Source organism: Paradesulfitobacterium aromaticivorans, from assembly GCF_054657415.1.
The window spans coordinates 148,823-166,406 of sequence record NZ_BAAHYT010000004.1; the positions used below are offsets into that span (position 1 = coordinate 148,823).

The 17,584-nt window shown below is 52.9% G+C and carries 24 protein-coding genes; 23 read left to right on the plus strand and 1 reads right to left on the minus strand.

Annotated elements, in window-relative coordinates; genetic code table 11:
- The first annotated feature begins 482 nt into the window (after positions 1-482).
- The 12 genes from ACYQ2N_RS01400 to ACYQ2N_RS01455 all read left to right on the plus strand — a co-directional run bounded on the left by ACYQ2N_RS01400 (position 483) and on the right by ACYQ2N_RS01455 (position 7,363).
- On the plus strand, positions 483-1,442 hold the full coding sequence (locus ACYQ2N_RS01400) for a hypothetical protein (protein WP_459997101.1): 960 nt from the start codon (positions 483-485) through the stop codon (positions 1,440-1,442).
- Between the two features lie 12 nt (positions 1,443-1,454).
- Complete coding sequence (locus tag ACYQ2N_RS01405) at positions 1,455-1,928, plus strand: capsid cement protein (RefSeq protein ID WP_459997103.1); 474 nt, start codon at positions 1,455-1,457, stop codon at positions 1,926-1,928.
- A 21-nt stretch (positions 1,929-1,949) separates the two neighbouring features.
- On the plus strand, positions 1,950-2,867 hold the full coding sequence (locus tag ACYQ2N_RS01410) for a major capsid protein (RefSeq protein ID WP_459997105.1): 918 nt from the start codon (positions 1,950-1,952) through the stop codon (positions 2,865-2,867).
- A gap of 15 nt (positions 2,868-2,882) precedes the next feature.
- The gene (locus tag ACYQ2N_RS01415) at positions 2,883-3,080 is read left to right on the plus strand and encodes a hypothetical protein (protein ID WP_459997107.1); all 198 of its coding nucleotides are present in this window, start codon (positions 2,883-2,885) and stop codon (positions 3,078-3,080) included.
- 277 nt (positions 3,081-3,357) lie between these two features.
- Entirely contained in the window at positions 3,358-3,786 is a 429-nt protein-coding gene (locus tag ACYQ2N_RS01420) for a gp436 family protein (protein WP_459997109.1), read from the plus strand.
- Positions 3,786-4,319: a phage virion morphogenesis protein gene (locus ACYQ2N_RS01425; protein WP_459997111.1), complete on the plus strand. Its 534-nt coding sequence runs from the start codon at positions 3,786-3,788 to the stop codon at positions 4,317-4,319. The genes ACYQ2N_RS01420 and ACYQ2N_RS01425 overlap by 1 nt, the downstream gene beginning before the upstream one ends.
- Positions 4,316-4,792, plus strand: coding sequence for a hypothetical protein (locus ACYQ2N_RS01430; RefSeq protein WP_459997113.1), 477 nt, complete (start codon positions 4,316-4,318; stop codon positions 4,790-4,792). Before ACYQ2N_RS01425 ends, ACYQ2N_RS01430 begins: the two co-directional genes overlap by 4 nt.
- A gap of 12 nt (positions 4,793-4,804) precedes the next feature.
- A complete protein-coding gene (locus ACYQ2N_RS01435; RefSeq protein WP_459997115.1) occupies positions 4,805-5,014 on the plus strand; it encodes a hypothetical protein in 210 nt (69 codons plus the stop codon).
- Positions 5,011-6,378: a DUF2586 family protein gene (locus ACYQ2N_RS01440; protein WP_459997117.1), complete on the plus strand. Its 1,368-nt coding sequence runs from the start codon at positions 5,011-5,013 to the stop codon at positions 6,376-6,378. Before ACYQ2N_RS01435 ends, ACYQ2N_RS01440 begins: the two co-directional genes overlap by 4 nt.
- 7 nt (positions 6,379-6,385) lie before the next feature.
- Positions 6,386-6,814, plus strand: a complete 429-nt coding sequence (locus ACYQ2N_RS01445) for a hypothetical protein (RefSeq protein ID WP_459997119.1) — start codon at positions 6,386-6,388, stop codon at positions 6,812-6,814.
- A 13-nt stretch (positions 6,815-6,827) separates the two neighbouring features.
- Positions 6,828-7,157, plus strand: a complete 330-nt coding sequence (locus ACYQ2N_RS01450; RefSeq protein ID WP_459997121.1) for a DUF6848 family protein — start codon at positions 6,828-6,830, stop codon at positions 7,155-7,157.
- A gap of 17 nt (positions 7,158-7,174) precedes the next feature.
- Positions 7,175-7,363, plus strand: a complete 189-nt coding sequence (locus ACYQ2N_RS01455; protein ID WP_459997123.1) for a hypothetical protein — start codon at positions 7,175-7,177, stop codon at positions 7,361-7,363.
- Positions 7,364-7,371: 8 nt separating this feature from the next.
- Here the strand turns inward: ACYQ2N_RS01455 and ACYQ2N_RS01460 are convergent, their stop codons facing one another.
- Entirely contained in the window at positions 7,372-7,620 is a 249-nt protein-coding gene (locus tag ACYQ2N_RS01460) for a hypothetical protein (protein ID WP_459997125.1), read from the minus strand.
- Positions 7,621-7,670: 50 nt separating this feature from the next.
- Here ACYQ2N_RS01460 and ACYQ2N_RS01465 point away from each other — a divergent pair, with 50 nt between their 5' ends.
- From ACYQ2N_RS01465 to ACYQ2N_RS01515, 11 genes are read left to right on the plus strand one after another with little or no spacing between them, the layout of a single operon-like run.
- Entirely contained in the window at positions 7,671-9,938 is a 2,268-nt protein-coding gene (locus ACYQ2N_RS01465; RefSeq protein ID WP_459997127.1) for a phage tail tape measure protein, read from the plus strand.
- An 18-nt stretch (positions 9,939-9,956) separates the two neighbouring features.
- Positions 9,957-10,697 carry a LysM peptidoglycan-binding domain-containing protein gene (locus ACYQ2N_RS01470; RefSeq protein ID WP_459997129.1) on the plus strand — a complete coding sequence of 247 codons (741 nt, stop codon included), beginning with the start codon at positions 9,957-9,959 and terminating at the stop codon, positions 10,695-10,697.
- The gene (locus ACYQ2N_RS01475) at positions 10,694-11,422 is read left to right on the plus strand and encodes a hypothetical protein (RefSeq protein ID WP_459997131.1); all 729 of its coding nucleotides are present in this window, start codon (positions 10,694-10,696) and stop codon (positions 11,420-11,422) included. The genes ACYQ2N_RS01470 and ACYQ2N_RS01475 overlap by 4 nt, the downstream gene beginning before the upstream one ends.
- 12 nt (positions 11,423-11,434) lie before the next feature.
- The gene (locus tag ACYQ2N_RS01480) at positions 11,435-11,725 is read left to right on the plus strand and encodes a hypothetical protein (RefSeq protein WP_459997133.1); all 291 of its coding nucleotides are present in this window, start codon (positions 11,435-11,437) and stop codon (positions 11,723-11,725) included.
- A 12-nt stretch (positions 11,726-11,737) separates the two neighbouring features.
- Positions 11,738-12,151 carry a hypothetical protein gene (locus ACYQ2N_RS01485; RefSeq protein WP_459997135.1) on the plus strand — a complete coding sequence of 138 codons (414 nt, stop codon included), beginning with the start codon at positions 11,738-11,740 and terminating at the stop codon, positions 12,149-12,151.
- Positions 12,141-13,280, plus strand: coding sequence for a baseplate J/gp47 family protein (locus tag ACYQ2N_RS01490; protein WP_459997138.1), 1,140 nt, complete (start codon positions 12,141-12,143; stop codon positions 13,278-13,280). Before ACYQ2N_RS01485 ends, ACYQ2N_RS01490 begins: the two co-directional genes overlap by 11 nt.
- Positions 13,281-13,282: 2 nt before the next feature.
- Positions 13,283-14,377: a hypothetical protein gene (locus tag ACYQ2N_RS01495; protein ID WP_459997141.1), complete on the plus strand. Its 1,095-nt coding sequence runs from the start codon at positions 13,283-13,285 to the stop codon at positions 14,375-14,377.
- Between the two features lie 5 nt (positions 14,378-14,382).
- Positions 14,383-14,751 carry a phage tail-collar fiber domain-containing protein gene (locus ACYQ2N_RS01500; RefSeq protein ID WP_459997289.1) on the plus strand — a complete coding sequence of 123 codons (369 nt, stop codon included), beginning with the start codon at positions 14,383-14,385 and terminating at the stop codon, positions 14,749-14,751.
- Between the two features lie 13 nt (positions 14,752-14,764).
- On the plus strand, positions 14,765-16,096 hold the full coding sequence (locus ACYQ2N_RS01505; RefSeq protein WP_459997143.1) for a hypothetical protein: 1,332 nt from the start codon (positions 14,765-14,767) through the stop codon (positions 16,094-16,096).
- Between the two features lie 12 nt (positions 16,097-16,108).
- A complete protein-coding gene (locus tag ACYQ2N_RS01510; protein ID WP_459997145.1) occupies positions 16,109-16,474 on the plus strand; it encodes a hypothetical protein in 366 nt (121 codons plus the stop codon).
- 2 nt (positions 16,475-16,476) lie between these two features.
- Positions 16,477-17,565 carry a hypothetical protein gene (locus tag ACYQ2N_RS01515; protein WP_459997147.1) on the plus strand — a complete coding sequence of 363 codons (1,089 nt, stop codon included), beginning with the start codon at positions 16,477-16,479 and terminating at the stop codon, positions 17,563-17,565.
- Positions 17,566-17,584 lie beyond the last annotated feature (19 nt).

Genomic DNA, 17,584 nt, shown 5'->3' on the forward strand with positions numbered 1-17,584 from the left:
GCGGTGCCGATGGCGAATTAGGGCTCTATGCAAATGCAAGGTGCAAGCACTTGTCCGCCTGTTCCCTCCGGGGGAGACCTATTATGCGTCATAACTTTTAGGAGGATATCATGAAAACTTTTCTTGTGTTCATTGGAGGAACTATTCTTGGAATAGCCGCCTTAGTCACGTTTGTAGTTCGGCTTGCCAAGAAGCTATGGCACCCGGTCTAAGACCTAGAAGTTTGATTTACCAGTAATGTGCTTCAACAGGATATAGCGATGAGAATGTGAGGTGGTAAAAATGGTTGGAAATATAAACAAGGGCCGGTCCCTTGGTATGAGTACGTTTGTCACTAACCAAGCCCTAGAGAAATACTTTGCGTGGCTGGAAAGCGAAATCACCTGTCGATTTAGAGGGATATGCTCTAGCATTGGACGTTGCCCATTAAAAGGAGCTGACCTTCAATTGCAACGATATGAATAATTGAAAGGAGTGATCGCGTGGATAAGTGGTTTGAGATCTTCAAGGCGGGCACCTACGAGCCTCAAGGAGATTTCAGCGAGCAGGACCTGGACCACATCGCACAGAACTATGACCCGGCCAAGTATGAGGCTCCCTTGGTTGTTGGACACCCCAAGACTGAAGACCCTGCCTTTGGCTGGGTGGAAACGGTCAAACGATCTGGAGACAAACTGTTAGCCAAATTCAAGCAAGTCGAACCAACCTTTGCCGAGATGGTGAATCAAGGCCGGTTCAAAAGGGTTTCGGTCAGACTCAGAAAAACTGACACCGGCTGGGCGCTGCGGCATGTGGGATTTCTGGGGGCGGCTGCCCCGGCGGTTGAAGGGCTGAAGCCGATTCAGTTCAGCGAGGAAGACGGGTTTGACCTGCAGTGCGATTTTGCGGCTGCAGGATACCAACCAAAAAAAACCAAGGAGGATCAAGTTATGCCAATGACCGAGGAAGAAAAGCGGGCACTCATGGAGCAGCTGAAGGCGGATGCCCGCAAGGAAATGCAGGCTGAATTCAGCACTGAGAAATCCAAACTGGAGACCGAACTGGCTGAGACCAAGCGGAAGCTGGCCTTGGGGCAGTTCAATGCTTTCATCGAAACTAATAAGGCCAAGCTCCCGCCGGCTGTTCGTGACGGGATGGCTGAGTTTATGGCCGGGCTTGGTGAGGAGGTCACGGTCGAATTCGCGGCCAAGGAAGGTGATAAGACGAACACCGTCAAGACCTCTCCTCTTGAATTCTTCAAAACCTTTGTCGCGAAGATGCCGGATCAAGTGGAGTTCAAGGAAGTGGCCGGAAAGGGCCAAGAGGATACCCGGACAGTTAAGGACAAAGACTTCGGAGCAAGGGTTGACGAGGAGCGCCTGGCGCTGCACAAGAAAGCGCTGGACTTTGCGGAGAAACATAAGGTTCCTTATGAGGAAGCCTTAATTCAAGTGAGCGAGTAAAGGAGGATAAGTATGGCTCAGTTCTATCCCGTTCAAACCATTACCCTAATTCCGGCGGGTGTTATTAATCCGAATCGGTTTGTGAATCTGGCCGGAGCGCAGGCCGGAACCGGCCAGGCAGCACGCGGGGTCACGCATGATGGAGCACCCCTAGGAGAAAAAGCGGTACCGGTGATCACACTGGGTACAGCGATTGTGGAGGCGGGAGCTGCCTTTGCCGCCCAAGCGCTGCTCACCAGTGATGACCAGGGCCGGGCGATCGAAGCGGCAGATGCCTCCGGGAATACCCTTAATGCCATTGCGGTTGAAGCCGCAACGGCTGCCGGTGATCTGGTCGAGGTGGTTATTGTGTCCCCGATCGCCGAGGCAACCATGGTGAGGGCCGCAGCCCAAGCAAACAGTGTGGCTATCGATGTGGCCGGAATCGTGGCGGACTTCAATGGTCTTTTGGCCAAACTCCGGACAGCCGGAGTCATTGCCCAGTAATAACTTTGTGGAGGTGTAACCATGCCTTATCAAAACGTCCGGGTGGTTGACCCGGTACTGACAACCATTGCCCAGGGATACAAGCCGGAGGGGCTTGTGGGCGACATCATTCTACCGGTTATCGAGTCCCCGAAAATGGGCGGACTCATTCGCCGCTTCGGGCCGGATGACTTCAAATTGTACAACACCCGGAGGGCTAACCAGACCAAAAGTGCCAGAATCCAACCCTCCGAAGGAGACACGATCAAGCTGGCGCTTACCGAGGAATCACTGGAGATTGCCATTGATATCAATGAGCGTGATGAAGCGCCAAGCCAGACCGCCTTAGAGGCGCGCCGGACCAGGATTATAACCAACAACCTCGCGATCCGCAAGGAAAAGGATCAGGCAGACGCCGTTCTCAACGCCGCAAATTACAGCGCCGGTCATGTCATGGATCTTGTTGGAACCTCGATGTGGAGCGATTATATCAATTCCAACCCGGTCGAGGATATCGAGGACGGCAAAGAAACCGTGCGGGGCAAGATTGGCCGCCGCCCCAATACGCTGGTGCTGGGTGCCGGTACTTGGAAGGTGGTCAAAGAGCATCCTAAACTTATTGAGAAAATTAAGTATGCCGTAAAGGGCGTACTCACCCTGGACCTGGTAAAAGAGATCTTCGGCGTTTCGAACATCGTGGTGGGTGAATCGCTCTACGCTGACAACAAGAACGTACTGCATGACATCTGGCCGAATGTGGCGACTCTCGCCTACATTCCTCCGGAAGCAGAGCGCGGTGAGGAAGTCCCGAGTTTCGGGTACACCTTCCGGAGGACTGGGCATCCACGTTCAGGGATGTACAAAGAGGGAAACAAGCTGGATATCATCGAGGTCTGGGACGCCTACGATGCCATGGTGCTCGGACCCAGCGCCGGGTTCCTGATTCGCAATACGAACTGATAAAGGAGTGAGAATATGGCCGAGTATGTTGTTTTGGGCTACTTAAAGCATAATGGTTCCAAGCTCAGTGCCGGGGACAGGCTGGAGATCGAAAACAAGGCGGAGGCGGCTCCCCTTCTTACCTTGGGCTCTATCAAACCCTATGAGGGAAAGAAGGATAAGAGCGGAAAAGGAAACAATCAAGATCCTCCGCAAGATCCGCCTCAGGGTTAACAGCCTTGTAACATGGTTGTAACGCGCTTGGGAAGCGGGGTTCAGGGGTTAGTCCCTTACTTTGGTAACGAGGGGTAACACAAATGTTATCCCTCGTTACCCGGATGAAAAACAGAAATGCCTCTTAGAGGCGCGTAAAGACCATTTTAAGAGGGGCAGACTCAGTTCCACCTCTCCATCGTGAAAACTTTAGTAACATAAAATAACACGAAGTAACGGGGTAATAACACGGTTTGAAGTGTAGGGGTAACGGTGACGGGTAATTGGAGGGAAAAACATGTATTGCAGCCTGGAGGATCTCCTGGGTCAGGTTAACAGGGAAAAGCTGATCGAACTGTCTAACGACGATGAACCGGTTTTAGATAACGCTGGGAATCCGACCTTTAACACGGACAATATTAATCTGGCTATTTCAAATGCTTCTTCAGAAGTTGACGGGTATGCCTCGGTGCGCTATCAGGTTCCCTTCGCCACGGTCCCGCCGGTCATTAAGAAGCTGGCTGCAGACATTGCCGTGTACAACCTCTTTTCCCGGCACTGGACAGGAGACGAAGAAGAGAATATTATCCGGCGCTATAAGAACGCGATTGCCCTCTTGCAGCGGATCGCCGAGGGCAAGGTGCTCCTGGGTGTCGGAGAGAATAATATCTTCTATTCTGCTCCGTCCAAAGCCTTCGGGAGCCGATTCCGCCAGGAGTATGACTGATGCCCGGCGTTCGGCTGGATGGCGATTGGAGAAGACTCATCCGGACGATGGAGAGCCTGGAGCTTTCCGACCTGGAACTGAAGGCTGTAAATGCTAAGATCGGGATCATCCTCCAGCAAGCCGCGATCGAACGCTTTGAGGAGGAGAAGACCCCGGAGGGTAGACCCTGGAAGCCTCTCGCTTACGCCACCCTGGTGGCCAGAGCCAGAAGGCGGACGCGCCGTAAAGATGGAAGCAGCAAGATGCGAACCAAGAAGGGTAAGCTCACCAAACGGGCGCAGCGCATTATTACGAGTGCCGCGATCCTCAAGGACACCGGGAGGCTTATGCGCTCGCTGGCCTACCGGGCACGACCGGAAGGCGTGGCGGTCGGGAGCAACCTGGTGCAGGCAGGAATCCAGCAGCTTGGCGGCAAGGCCGGGCCTGGGCATAAGGTGGAAATTCCGGCCCGCCCTTATCTTGGGGTTGGACCGGGTGAATCCCAGGATATTCAGGCGCTGCTCACAGAGTTCGTAGAGGAGAGGATTAGATGATCCAGCTGGCCAAGGATTTGCTCACGGAAATTCTCAAGAATCAGTGCGGGGTATCCCATATCTTCCGGGATGATGATGCCTTTGACCGCATCAAGGCGAACCCCAGCGCGATCCTCTTGGGCAACAAAGAAGAGCTAAGCGAAAAACGGCGCAAGGTGAGCAAGTGGACAGACCAAAGCACCGGCAAAGAGTATATGCGCAGCCAGATCTATGAACGAGTTCTTCCGATTGAGATGAACATCCTCCACCGGACGGAAGACCAGGTAGACGGGATTATCCGCTTACTTCTGGCAAATCTCCCGAAGGGAATGGATGACGGACTGGGTAATTGGGTGCCGATCGAACCGTCCACGATCGACTGGCCGCCCGACCAAAAAGAACGGGCGCTGGGTGTTGTGATCATCCGCTTCAGGGGTGGTGTTTATGTAGATAAGGAATTACCCAAGAGAGCTAGCTTAACATCTAAGGTCTAAGGAGGTGCAAGGATGGCAAAGGAAGCAGCGGCTGAAAAACCGCTTGTAACCATCGAGGAATTGGCCAAGGGCTTATGCAGTCCCTCGGAGCTTGCCGGGATGAAACAACATTACGGCTGGGCTGAAGGCTTGGCCATGACGAGAGACGACTTTATTGCTGCGAGGGATGCGTGGCTGAAAGGCCCGATCGCTGGCTCGACGAAGGGAGGGAATAAGCAGTGACCCTATGGTCGGAAAACAATGTGAATTACCAGGACGGCGGTACCGGGTTCATTCCCCTGGCCGGATCGGCGCATATCAAGATCGGCTATTGCACGGGGCTTGCGGCGGGGAGCTATAAAACTATCACCAAAGAACGCGACCTGGATGAACTGGGCAGCGGACCGTTGGTTGATGCCTGCCTGGATACGCTGCAGACTAAAGGCGGAATAATCATCGCCCTGGCAGTGGCGGCCAGTGTGGCTGGAACATCCACGGATGTTGTCCATGCCGGAACGGGCCTGGCGACTTTTACTAAGACCGGAAATCCCAATGGAGAATACCAAGTTGTTATGGAAGTGCTGCTTGGTGGAGCGCTCAATACGGCGCAATACCGCCTGTCCCTTGACGGTGGCGATAGCTGGGGAGTCGCCAAGACCATTCCGCTTGACGGTGTGGTGGCCACGGATACCGGGATTACGCTTACCTTTACCAATGCTGTTGATCCGGCTCAAAGCTTTGTCGCCGGTGACAGGTACAGCTTTGAGACTACCCCACCCCAGATGAGCAACCAGGACTTTCTTGACGCGATGGGAGTCGTCAAAAGCAACCCCTTCAGCTATGAGTTTATCCATGTAGTCGGACCCAGCAGCTCCGCGCTATGGGCTGTCTGTGGGACGGAAGCGGATACACTCGCCGCCGATATGCTGCCAATATACTTTATGTGCGAGACACGCAACATCGGTGATGCGGAGACGATTGACACCTATGTCCAGGCCTTGATTACAGAAAAAGGCACGTTCGCCCATACCCGTGTCGGAGTGGTGGCCGGACGGCTTGAAGTCGCAGACCTCAAGGGCAGGCTCAGGGACGCGAACATGGGCGCGATCGTGACTGGGATTATTTCGAAGTCGGAGCCGCAGGAGTCGGCGGGAAAAGTGCAGAGCTTCCGCATGACCCAGGCGATGAGCATTAAGCCGGACGGATTCAATATGGCGCATGCTAAGATGCTGCATGATGCGGGCTTTACTGTCCCCCGGATCTACAACCAGTATCCTGGGATTTATGTGGAGGAAGCTAACCTCATGGCTCCGCCCGGATCGGACTTTCAGGCGGTTAAGAGTCGGCGCGTTGTGGACCGTGCAGCGGTGGCCGCTTATCAGGCGGGAATGTTCTACCTCAAAAGCGAGATGTTTGCTGATGAGCTGGACAATCTCAAGGCCAACATGGAACGCCCGCTGGAAGATATGGTTAAGCGGCGCAACATTGCGGGCTTTAATCTCCAGCTTGTTTCTTCCGCCTCGGAGCAGATTGACTGGGATCTGGCCGTTACCGAGGTTGAGACGATGCGAGTTCTCACAACCACCATCCATTTGCAAAGGGGGTAGGTAAAAGATGATTAACGGACGGGTATATGATTGGGAGTCCATTACTATCGCCCTCCCCTACGGTGTGGTGATCGGGATTGAAAGCATTGAGTACAAGGATTCTAAGGAAAAAGAGTTCGTGTATGGTAAAGGCGCGATGCCTGTTGGGCGCGGCGAGGGCAACTATAAGGCGGAGGGGAAACTGACAGTCTTACGTGAGGAATACCAAAATCTGCTGGACTATTGCAAGCAGATTGGCAAGTCGTTTTATAAGATTCCCCCGTTCCCTGTTACTGTGAGTTACGCCAATGATGGGGAGCCGGTCAAGACTGATGTGGTCAAGGGCTGCTCCTTTAACGAAAGGTCTCAGAGCATGAAGCAGGGGGACAAATCCGTTAGCAAAGAGCTTTCGTTCATTGCTGAAAAAGTAGTTGAAGACGGCGTTGAGCCGGTTTAAGGAGGGTTAAGCGATGCCAGACATCACTGAGATGAAAGCCAAGTATCCGGAAAAGCAGCTGTACCGGGTGCCGGTGACGATCGAGACGGAAGACGGTCAAGAGATTCAAAAGGAGTTCTATTTTGAACGACCCAAGACGATGGATATTGATCGGCTGCTGAAAGAGATCGGCACCCGGCCTTCGGTGGCGATTAAGAATTATCTGCTGGGGCTGGCGGTGGACGAGTGCCGCGAGGAGCTGCAGGCGGTCTTTCGCGAGTACCCGATGCTGCACACCCAGATTGCGGATAAGCTGAACGGCCTGGCCGGAGGGAATGCGTTTGTTGACCTAAAAAAACTATAGCCGCGGTCCAGGAGGGTGTGCAGGAACTGGACGACAGCTACTTCGGTTCGGGCCTTCTCTTGATTGAACATTACCTGGGGCAATCGGGCGACTTCACCCTGGAGGAGTTCAGCGGGTTAATGCCCAAGGCCTTGTGGCTGGAAAAGCGGCAGGTTGAGTTGATGGCACAGGCTATTGCTAAGGCTTTGGGCGGGGGAAATAAATAAACCCCCGCTCATGGGAGCAGGGGGCGGCGGAAGGTAACGACTCTAAAGTAGAAGCGGAGTATTTGCGACATCTTAGGGAGATCGTCGAATTCTTTATCAGTTCCGTTCTGACTTAGACGGTACCGATTAGCGCCAACATACAGAGCTATTGGAATTCCCAGTACAAATTTTAGTAGCATCCAAAGTAAACCTAAGCCTGCTCCAATAACGAACAAATTGACAATCGCAGCCAATATGTTCAGTGCAAGTGAGATCATGATCATCAACCTCCTGCACCCCATTATATACCAGATATGGAGGGTTGAAAATGGGTTTAGAAACTCTTTTTCGCCTAAGCGTTATCATGAGATTGTCCGACCTGATGAGCGGCCCGATGAGAGGAGCGCAGGTGCGTGTTAACGAAACCGAACGCAGCCTAAGAGCCTTGCAAGACCGCTCTCGGTCAATGGTCAATGTCGGCGGCCAGATGGCAGCCGCCGGAGTGGGAATGGTGGCAGCCATGGCGATGCCCGCCAAGGCGACATTTGAGACGCAGGCTGCCATCGGAGAGATGTCCAGTCTGGGGGTTAAAGACCTTAATACTCTAAGCCGAGCGGCCACGGATTTCTCAAACAAATGGTCGGGTACTACGAAAGCACAGTTTATCTCGGGGGCTTATGACATTAAGTCCGGTGTTTCCTCCCTCTCGGATACAGGCGTGGCTGAATTCACCAAGCTATCGGCCCTGACAGCCAAGGCGACCAAAGCGACTGTGCAGGATATGACCAGTCTCTTTGCCACCGGCTACGGGATATACAAGGATATGTACTCCAAGATGTCGGACGAAGCCTTTGGGCGTATGTTCAGCGGAGGTATCGCTTCAGCGGTTCAACTCTTTAAGACCACAGGCCCAGGGATGGCGGAATCCATATCTAACCTTGGGGCAGCGGCAACCTCGGCCAAGCGCCCGCTGGAAGAGCAGCTGGCCGTCTTGGGTATGCTGCAGGCCACTATGCCGGGGGCGGAAGCCGGAACAAAATACCGAACCTTTGTACAACAGGCAGCCAGCGCCGGGAAGCAACTCGGACTTTCCTTCGTGGATCAAAACAACCAGCTTCTGAGCATGGGAGAGATCATTGGAAAGCTGAGAAGCAAATATGGCGAAACATTGGATGCGATGGAGAAGCAACAGATCACTAAGGCGTTCGGAAGTGAAGAAGCTGTTAGTTTAATTGATCTAATGTACCCAAAACTAAACCAGCTCAAATCCAATGTGACCACCCTACAAAGCGCCATGCGCGGAGGGACAAAGGTCACCGAGGAGATGGCCCGGGCTATGAATATAGACCCGGGCGCAAGATGGAAGATCCTCACGCAGCAGATGCAAAACCTCAAGGAAACAATCGGGGGATCTCTGCTGCCAATGTTTATACCGGCTGTAGATAAAGCTGGGGATCTGGTCCTAAAATTAACCGCTTGGGCAGCCGCTAACCCCAAAGTAACAAGTGGTTTAGCAACGATGATAGCGACTCTCGGAATCCTACTTGCAGTTGCCGGTGGGGGTGGAGTTATCATAGGAGGGCTTGGCTATTCCATTGGAACTTTTGGAAGAGCAATAAAAGGGACTTGGGGTGCATTATCTAGGCTGCCGGATATGTTCCCCACCCTCCGCATCCGCAGCATGTACGCAGCTGACGGCATAAAATCCATGGGCTTGCGCATCGCAACCATGGCCCGCCAGGCGACGATCGCCACGGCAACCGGCTTAAGGAACTTTACGCTCGGTCTTATCCAACTCGCAAGGCAAGGTCTGGCCGCAGCGGCACGAGCCCTGCCCGGCCTCATCACTTCTGTATGGGGCTTTACGGCAGCCCTGCTTGCGAATCCCATTACTTGGATAGTCATTGGGATTATAGCTCTTATCGCCGTCTTGGTGCTTCTCTGGCGCAATTGGGACACGGTGACGGCAGCTTTTAGTGCCGGTTGGCAATGGATCATGGGTGCCTTTATCCAAGGCAAGCAGTTTGTGACCGAATCCTTAAACAGTATTGGCAGCTTCATCACCGGCAAATATGGCGAATTCAGGCAATCCGGCGCGGCGCTCTTAGAGGCATTCACGGACGGCATCAAAAGCGTACTCATGAAGCCCTATGAGACGGTTCAACAGGGGTTATCCGAACTGAGAAAGCTTCTCCCCTTCTCGGATGCGAAGCAGGGACCGCTTTCCAGGTTGACGCGCTCAGGCCGGGCCTTGATCGAAACCTTTGCTTACGGGATGGAAACCCGGCGTTCCCTCCTCTCCGACACCATGAACAGCCTCCTGGGGGGGATGAACCTGTCACCGGAGTTATCTCCGGCATTGGCCTTCGGTAGTGAAGGCTCGTACAGCGCCCCCTCTGTCGGGCTGATGGAACGAAGCTCTGTCAATATGCGTGAGATTTTCCGTGAGCAAACTGAGATCCGCGGGCGCGAAACCGGCCGCACCGGGCGTGGCGGCAGCCCGCTGGTAGCACTCAACTATTACGGCAGCGACCGGGAAGAAGCAGACAGCCTAATGAAAGATCTGGAACGCTTCCTGGCTACTCGGCGAAAATAAAACCAAGGGGGTGACGAAGTGGCGGAAATCCGGATTGAGGATGAACAGATCCTGATTGGCGATACCGTGCTGCCAGGCATCTTTGAAAGTATCGAGGTCGAGGATGATACTCAGGTTGACCAGGTTGAGATTCAGGGACAAAAGAAGAAGGCCAACCAGCGTGTGGCCTACAACCCGACTATGCTCCGGCTGAACCTCAAGCTCCTTGACGATGATAGCAGCACGGCCTTAAACAAGTTGAAAATCATCCGCAACCTTTACCGCCCTTCGCCCTCGACCGATACCCCGCAGATTTACCGGATGACAGCTCCGGAGGCCCAGGCGCACGGGGTAGATCAGGTGACATTCGCCTCAATGCGCAGCCGGAGCACTAATCTCGATGACATTCTTTACCTGGCCCTGGAGTTTGAGGAGTATGTGGCTATTAAGGTTACGATCGAAGAACGTCCGGCCAGCTCAGCATCCACGGGCTATACGGTGCAGCCAGGAGACACCCTGGGCGCTTTGGCTATGAAGTACGGTACCACCGTGGAGGCGATTGCGGTGGCCAACAACATCGCGGACGTGAACCTCATTTATTCCGGACAGACCTTGAAGATACCGACCCCTGGAACGAAGAGCACCTCTAGCGCTTCGGGGGGAACAAGCAGCCAGGCTGCCAACTCCACTTCTTGGACAGATGCGGACATTGCCCTGGCAACCGATGACGATACGCCGCCCGATTTGGATTGGCGGCTCCTAAAAGGTGATGCGGTATGAGAACACAAATCCGAATCGGTAATGTGCTAGTGGAAGACGGCTTGACGGATTTCGATTGCTGGCGTTCCCGGCTCGATCCCGTAGATATCTTGGAGTTCAGCTTCCGCCCAGGGGCAGCGCTCTCTATCAGTAACGATGCTAAAACAGAGTTGTGGCTTACCGATCCTGACGGCACACTGTTTAAGGTTTTTACAGGTCAAATCGACCGGACATCCACCCCGCTGCGGGCTCGGGATGACGCAGTAATTCTTTTGGATACGCCGGTTTATCAGACATTTCTGGATGCCACTCCTCAAGAAGTTGTAGCCTTTGGGCTGCGCCAGGCGGGTATCGTTTCGGCACAGCTTACAAACTGGGACTTCCCGCGTAAAGACTTTATTGTAGCGGCGCCGGATGTTTTTAATCTGATTAAGCAAGTAAACAAGTACTGGTCTATCGCCTTCCTTCCTTACTTTGACGCTAATGAAACTTTTCACTGGCATGAACGGTCTGAGCAGTTCACAGCCCCGCTTTTCGCTTATGGGAAAAACATCATCAGTCTGGAGTTTGATGGGCAAAGAGGCAGCGTGCTCACCATCGGGATACCATCCATCACTCATTCCACCATCATTGCCCTGGAGCATCCGGATGTCCCGCATGATGAGGTTTTAGTGGACGCTGTGCATCACTTCATGACCGAAACCGGAGGCCTCAGGACAGAGTTGTTTTTTAGCCTGGTTGTTTAAGGAGGAACACGAATGGAGCGCCTGGAGGTTTTTTCTCAATCCATACTGCAGGTGATGCAGGATGAATTCCCGGACGTGGTTGGACCATTCCGCTACCCAATGAAGGCCAAGGTGCTGGCGGTAAAGAATGGGAAGGCTGATCTGCAGCTCCTGGATGACAAAGGACTGGTGCTGGATGAATGCCCTGCCCTGCCGGGGGTCACGGTGCCCAACAGACTGGGAGGTCTGATACCGGGGATGCTGGTGCGCGTGGGGTTTTATTATCACGATCCGGCCCAGGCCTTCATAGAAGACCTGGTTTAGGAGTTGATTTAAGTGGATCTGGAAGACATTGCGCTTGATGAATACGGCAATTTCGTGCTGGCTAAAGATGGAGACGCGGCCACGGTGACCGGAGCCGATATGGTGCTCCAGGATCTGGCGGATGAACTGCAGACCTTTAAGGGAATGATGGAGTGGCATCCGGAATACGGCGGGCGCTTGCAACGGTATTTCAAAACGGAAAGCACAGCATCCGAACGGAATGCCCTAGCCCGCGAAGTAGCCGCTATTATGGTGGCACACCCTAATGTTATTCCGGAATCCGTTGGAGTTGTGCCAGTAGTACGGCCTGGTGGCGGGGTTGAGATGAGCGTAAGTCTGGCCATTACCCTGGATGGACAAATTATTGAAAATGCCTCGCTAATGGTTATTGTGGGGCCGGAGGGAGTGAGAGTCATTGCAACCTGAAGACTTGTTGGAACTTAAGTCCTTTGAACAAGTTCGGGATGAAGCGGTAGCGGATCTGCAAACACGCAAGTTCAGAATCACGAACTTCCGCCCTGGGCGCATCTTTTACACGCTCCTTGAACTCGCGGCCAAAGCAGCTTCCGGAATCTATACTTTACTCCCTTTGGTACTCAGGCAGCTGTTTCTGTCGACTGCCACGGGTGCATGGCTTGATCTGGTCGCGGCGGATCGGGCTGGAGTCTATCGGAAGCAAGCACAAAAAGCCAAGTGGAATCTTAGGGTAGGTCGCCAGGATACGTCCCAGCGGGCAACGGTACCGCTTGGCTCCATTGCCACTACCCAGGAGGACGCAAGCGGCAAAGTCCTCCGGTATTTTGCCACTTCGAAGGTTGTGCTTGATGTGGGCGTGGCAGAGGCGCTGGTGCCCTTTGAGGCAGAGTTTGGCGGGGCTGGATACAATGTCGGACCTGGGCAGATTAACCGGCTTGGTCTTTTCCTAGTAGGGATAGATTCTATTACGAATGATGCGGACGGCCTGGCCCTGGAAGGCACTGATACGGAAAGTGATGACAGCCTGAGGCTTAGAGCTTTGAATAAGACTGTGGGTATTGCCTATGGTGGCAGTAAAGAAATGTATCGGGCGATGGCTGAGGAGATTGTCGGAGTGGCGAGGGCGAGGGTTGACACGTCTCAGCCTCGGGGGGAAGGTACTATAGACGTTGTACTGCTTGGTACAGAAGGCGTTCCCTCTCAAACGGTTATCGACCAGGTGGTGGCCAAGTATGACAAGGACGGCTCAGCCATTGCCGACATTGCGGTTTACCCGTGTGAACTTCTTAACGTACCGGTCACGGTGATTCTTTATAAAGACCCGAAGCAAGGTAGCTCTGATGCGATGAAACTACAGGCGGAGAGTCTGATTACAGAGATGTTCAAAGTGGAGGTTTCACAGGAAACCCCGCATTTCGATCCAGACTATGGAGTCGACCGCTCACTGATCTCCTCCCTTCGCTGGTTTATCCGGAACACGGTGAGCATTGACATCATTGAACCGGCGATAGATGCGAAGGTTGGCTTCAAACAATTAGCTGTCCCCGGCGTGATTACTGTGACGGTTCAGGAGGGATAGTAATGGGTTTTGGGGATAAGCTCTGGCAAATCGCACCTCCTTTTTTGAAACGCACCATAAGGCCTGAAGACAGTGATACCTGGGTATGGCTGCAGGCGATCGGGACAATTTTTGACAAAGCAAAAACGCAAGTTTTCGCTGTCCGGCGGCAAGGCTTGGTACCAACGGCGACCGGCCTTGCACTTGATTGGCACGGAGACGATCGGAGGATGCCAAGGCAGCCTGGGGAAAGTGATGCCGCTTACCAGAAGCGCCTCCTCAATTTCCGTGAGTATTATTTGAGGACGGGAACCAAGCAAGGCATTCTGGATGCCCTCTGGGCCTTAGGGTACACGGAAGCGGAGGTCTATCCCTTATACAAGGAGAAATACAAGTTTCGCTTTCTTGATGGCAATTGGACACTTGATGGAAACACGACCCTTGAACCCTTGGACCCGGAGGCAAAGCTTGAGTACCTGGGCAAGTGGTCACAGCTTTTGATCAAGCTTAATATTGGTGATCAGCCGTTTCTACAGGCCCAAAGGGATGTGCTCATAAAGCATCTGAATGAGTTAAAACCTCCGGAAAGTGCGATCTACGCCATCCCCTTCGCGGTTAAAGCTGAGACGCAAAGTGCTTACTTGGTGCTCCAGACCTCTGTGGTCACGGTTCACGGCAGCCTCTCACTTGATCAGGTTGTACTGGATGGTCGTAAGCTTCTGGATAACTCTTGGGCACTGCGGAATCGGCTTTCAAGCTCGGCAAAGATGACGTTTACAACTTCGTTGAGTTCTCTGGAACAACCGGAAAAGCTTCATCTGCTGAGTGAAGGAGCATGGATGCTCGATGGTGGGGGCTCGCGGCATTGCCTGGATGGCCGCTGGCAGTTACAACCTCGCGGAATGCTGGACGGAACATGGAACCTCGGTGAGGGCAGACCGCTTGCATCTGCAGTTAAGTTGGGTGAGAGGCTGAATTGTCTGGATGGCAGCCTGAGCTTATCTGAGGGTCGCAAGCTGGATGGTTCGTGGACACTTGCACTATCTGCGCCTTCGCGTTACCAAAGTATAATTTCCGAATGGAAGAATGGGCGGCTTGAAAGGAGGTGGCTGACTTGAACGAAGTGACTACAACTACTGCTCGGATTGACATGGCTAAGGCCAGGATGGGTGAAATTCTTATGCCAAAGATAACCCAGATGGCCGTAGGTACCGGCGGCCATGATCCTCTTGATATAACAAAACCGATTCCACCCACGCCGGATCAGATAGCCCTGGAACAGGAGATCTTGAGAAAACCTGTTACAGCAACACGTATGGACAATTCAATCCATTATGTCATGGAACTTGGCAAAGATGAGGCAAACGGCTATGTCATTACTGAGCAAGCACTCATTGACGAAAAAGGCGCTGTAGTAGCCGTTAAGACGTTTGCCGGCAAAGCTAAGGACCAAGATACAACCCTTGCCCTTGACTGGTACGAATATTTTTAGGAGGTGACTGGCTGTGGCTGATCTAATTGGCCAAGACGTATTCAAAAATGTCGTGAGACAGCTGGAAGTTAACGACCCGGCTTACCCGACCACTTGGAACCCCATCCACCAGGATTTGATTAACAACGATGTGCATCTTGATGGCCGGATCACAGACGCCGAAACGGAAATTACCGGGGGGCGTGGTACCAAACTCACCCTGGGCGAAAACGTCGCTGACATCAATACCCGCCTTACAACATTCGAGACATCTTATGGCAACATTGACGGGGCAAACGTTCGCTTGGACGGGGTGTCTAAAGCGAGTCAATACTTGCATGAATACCTGCCGTTCCGTGGGTATATTGAGGCGGCTTATTCGGACTACACCATCGCTGACACGATTAACAAAGCGGTCATCAGTGGGATTGCTAATGACGACAGCCTTGACATCGCGGACACGACTGGTATCTATGTTGGCCGGACGTACATTTTAAGCGATGGAGTTAATACGGAGCAAGTGACGGTCATGCAGATTGTTTCTGCTCAGCGTATTCGACTCACGGCGGTTCTCCTAAACACTTACGGCAACACTGCTACATTGAGGCGATCGAGCGCAACGGTGGATTATACAGCCCATTCGATCGCCGGTGATGGTATCTATTACACAGAGCAACTCACCCTCTCTGGAGCTGGCCGCCTGATTGTTCTGCAGGCACTCGGCAGTACTGCGCCGACTGCAGACATGTCCACAGCTAATCCGGAGGCATTCATAAACCTTGGCGCAGGAACATCGACAGACAAAGCAACGTATAAGGAAACAGTGTTTCAGTTTGAAGTGATGGGAAATACCAATACAGTCTTCAAATTGACCATACCGGCAGGTGCCGCAATTGACACTGTGGTGGTCGTCGAAGATGGTACGGGCGCTATTTCTCCTGAGGGCGTGCAAATTAATGCCCTGTACGGTGATCCTTTGGCAAAGCCGACCCAGAGTGATATTAATGGGGTACCCGTTGTGGTCTTTGCAATTGATAAAGACCAATATGCCTCCCATGCTCTCCTTTGGAAATCTAGCCTGGATATCAGTGTAGAATTGGGATACTTTACCTCGGTGGATAACGCCGGTGACATAAAAGTTCGGATAAGTTACGCCGTGAACGGCGGTGCATTGACGAACCTGGATGAAGTCATCACCCCTGGGGTTGGTACGGGCTTTAGAAAGACTACTCTGACGGTCAAGATCCCCGGTGCCGCTTTACCTGCCGGAGAAAACTTACTAGCTATCAAAGTTGGCCGCCTGGGCACAGATGTGGCGGACACACATACCGGCACCATGCAGCTGGCCACATTGAGATTGATTTAGGGAGGGCAGGATATGTTTAGTACCATGACCTTTGCTTATGAGAATTTGAGTTATTCCATCGCTCCCGCTGTGGCCGGAATGATTTTAACCATACCGGCGGCAACGGCTTTGGTAAATGGCCAAACGGTAAACCTTACTGAAACAGCGTTTGATCTTTCAGGCATAGTCGGAGGAGCTGGCCAGTTTACGGTTTATATCACGCCGAACGGGTACCGCTTAGAGGTTCTACGCCCGGACGCCACCATTGAGAATCCGAGAACAGTATTCCCAGATACGAACTCCGCATACTGGGTGTGTTACTTCGAGTTGGATGGCACTGAAACGGACTTGGCCAATGTCTATATCCTGGTACTCCAGGCTGAGGGGGTGATGGTATGATTTTGCTCAATGACGGCGGGGCAATCGCAACCAAGAATAATGACGGCGTTTTTGTTCTTGGTTCGGAGGCACAACGCATTCACCCCGACGATCTAGGGAATCCCCAAGAAATACATGACTTCACTCTTGGAGCTAATGCCCTTGTGTGGCAGCCCACATTTTTGGCGTATATGCTGATCAACCCGGCTAACTGCGGTTATGCAGGACGGCCAGCGGGGCTTTTTGTAACAGACCAACCAGCTACCGGAGTTAATGAAACAGATTGGGCGATAGTGCAGTTTGGAGGCTTTTATGCTTTCAAATACCAAGCTAGTCGCAATGACGCTACTTCCTCTGCAGTAGGCACGGGCACAGTGCCCACGTCCAGAAAGACGATTGTTCCTTGGGCTACTATTACCCTAGACGATGCAGCAAAGGCATGTTATACGGCAGGAGATGGCGGCGGCCAATACCATTTGATGACGAATCGGGAATGGATGGCCATGGCAGTTTATTCAATGCTTTTAGGGCCAACTGTCTTTGGTGTAGGACGTTATGGTCCGTTTGGTAATAACAATAGCGGTGCAGACATTGATGATGCCGCAATCACATTTACAGCAGATTCAACTCAGGCTGGCAGAGCTCTCACTGGTACAGGCGTAAAGGCAGGCTGGGCGGCAGACGTGAACCTCACAAGCCACAATGGAAAGACCAGTGGTGTATACGACCTTAACGGGAACGTCTTTGAATTCGTTAATGGCCTTACTGCACGAGTCGGGGCTACTGGTGGCCAGACGGATACAACTATCTATGTAGACGGTGGAAATGTTGGACTGAATCCACCTGGAACAAATGGTCAGCGCTTTATATCCCTTTTAACTAAGCCTATCTGGCGAGACCAAGGTGTACCTGCTGCTACGGATGCCAATGGGCTTGCTGAGTTTGGTGTCGATTACTGGGGTTTTGGCTCAGCAGCCAGCACTGAATATATAGCCTGTCGCGGCGGCTACTATGGTTACGGCTCCGACGCCGGGGTCTTCGCGCTCTACGTCTTCAGCGCTCGCTCGAGCACGAGTGCCTACATCGGCTTCCGCGCCGCTTTGACCCTGTAATCTGAAACTTGAACAGCTG

Coding starts and splice junctions, on each gene's coding strand:
- ACYQ2N_RS01405 (WP_459997103.1), top strand. CDS start 1,455: ATGGCTCAGTTCTATCCCGTTCAAACCATTACCCTAATTCCGGCGGGT.
- ACYQ2N_RS01410 (WP_459997105.1), top strand. CDS start 1,950: ATGCCTTATCAAAACGTCCGGGTGGTTGACCCGGTACTGACAACCATT.
- ACYQ2N_RS01415 (WP_459997107.1), top strand. CDS start 2,883: ATGGCCGAGTATGTTGTTTTGGGCTACTTAAAGCATAATGGTTCCAAG.
- ACYQ2N_RS01420 (WP_459997109.1), top strand. CDS start 3,358: ATGTATTGCAGCCTGGAGGATCTCCTGGGTCAGGTTAACAGGGAAAAG.
- ACYQ2N_RS01425 (WP_459997111.1), top strand. CDS start 3,786: ATGCCCGGCGTTCGGCTGGATGGCGATTGGAGAAGACTCATCCGGACG.
- ACYQ2N_RS01430 (WP_459997113.1), top strand. CDS start 4,316: ATGATCCAGCTGGCCAAGGATTTGCTCACGGAAATTCTCAAGAATCAG.
- ACYQ2N_RS01435 (WP_459997115.1), top strand. CDS start 4,805: ATGGCAAAGGAAGCAGCGGCTGAAAAACCGCTTGTAACCATCGAGGAA.
- ACYQ2N_RS01445 (WP_459997119.1), top strand. CDS start 6,386: ATGATTAACGGACGGGTATATGATTGGGAGTCCATTACTATCGCCCTC.
- ACYQ2N_RS01450 (WP_459997121.1), top strand. CDS start 6,828: ATGCCAGACATCACTGAGATGAAAGCCAAGTATCCGGAAAAGCAGCTG.
- ACYQ2N_RS01460 (WP_459997125.1), bottom strand. CDS start 7,620: ATGATCTCACTTGCACTGAACATATTGGCTGCGATTGTCAATTTGTTC.
- ACYQ2N_RS01465 (WP_459997127.1), top strand. CDS start 7,671: ATGGGTTTAGAAACTCTTTTTCGCCTAAGCGTTATCATGAGATTGTCC.
- ACYQ2N_RS01475 (WP_459997131.1), top strand. CDS start 10,694: ATGAGAACACAAATCCGAATCGGTAATGTGCTAGTGGAAGACGGCTTG.
- ACYQ2N_RS01480 (WP_459997133.1), top strand. CDS start 11,435: ATGGAGCGCCTGGAGGTTTTTTCTCAATCCATACTGCAGGTGATGCAG.
- ACYQ2N_RS01495 (WP_459997141.1), top strand. CDS start 13,283: ATGGGTTTTGGGGATAAGCTCTGGCAAATCGCACCTCCTTTTTTGAAA.
- ACYQ2N_RS01510 (WP_459997145.1), top strand. CDS start 16,109: ATGTTTAGTACCATGACCTTTGCTTATGAGAATTTGAGTTATTCCATC.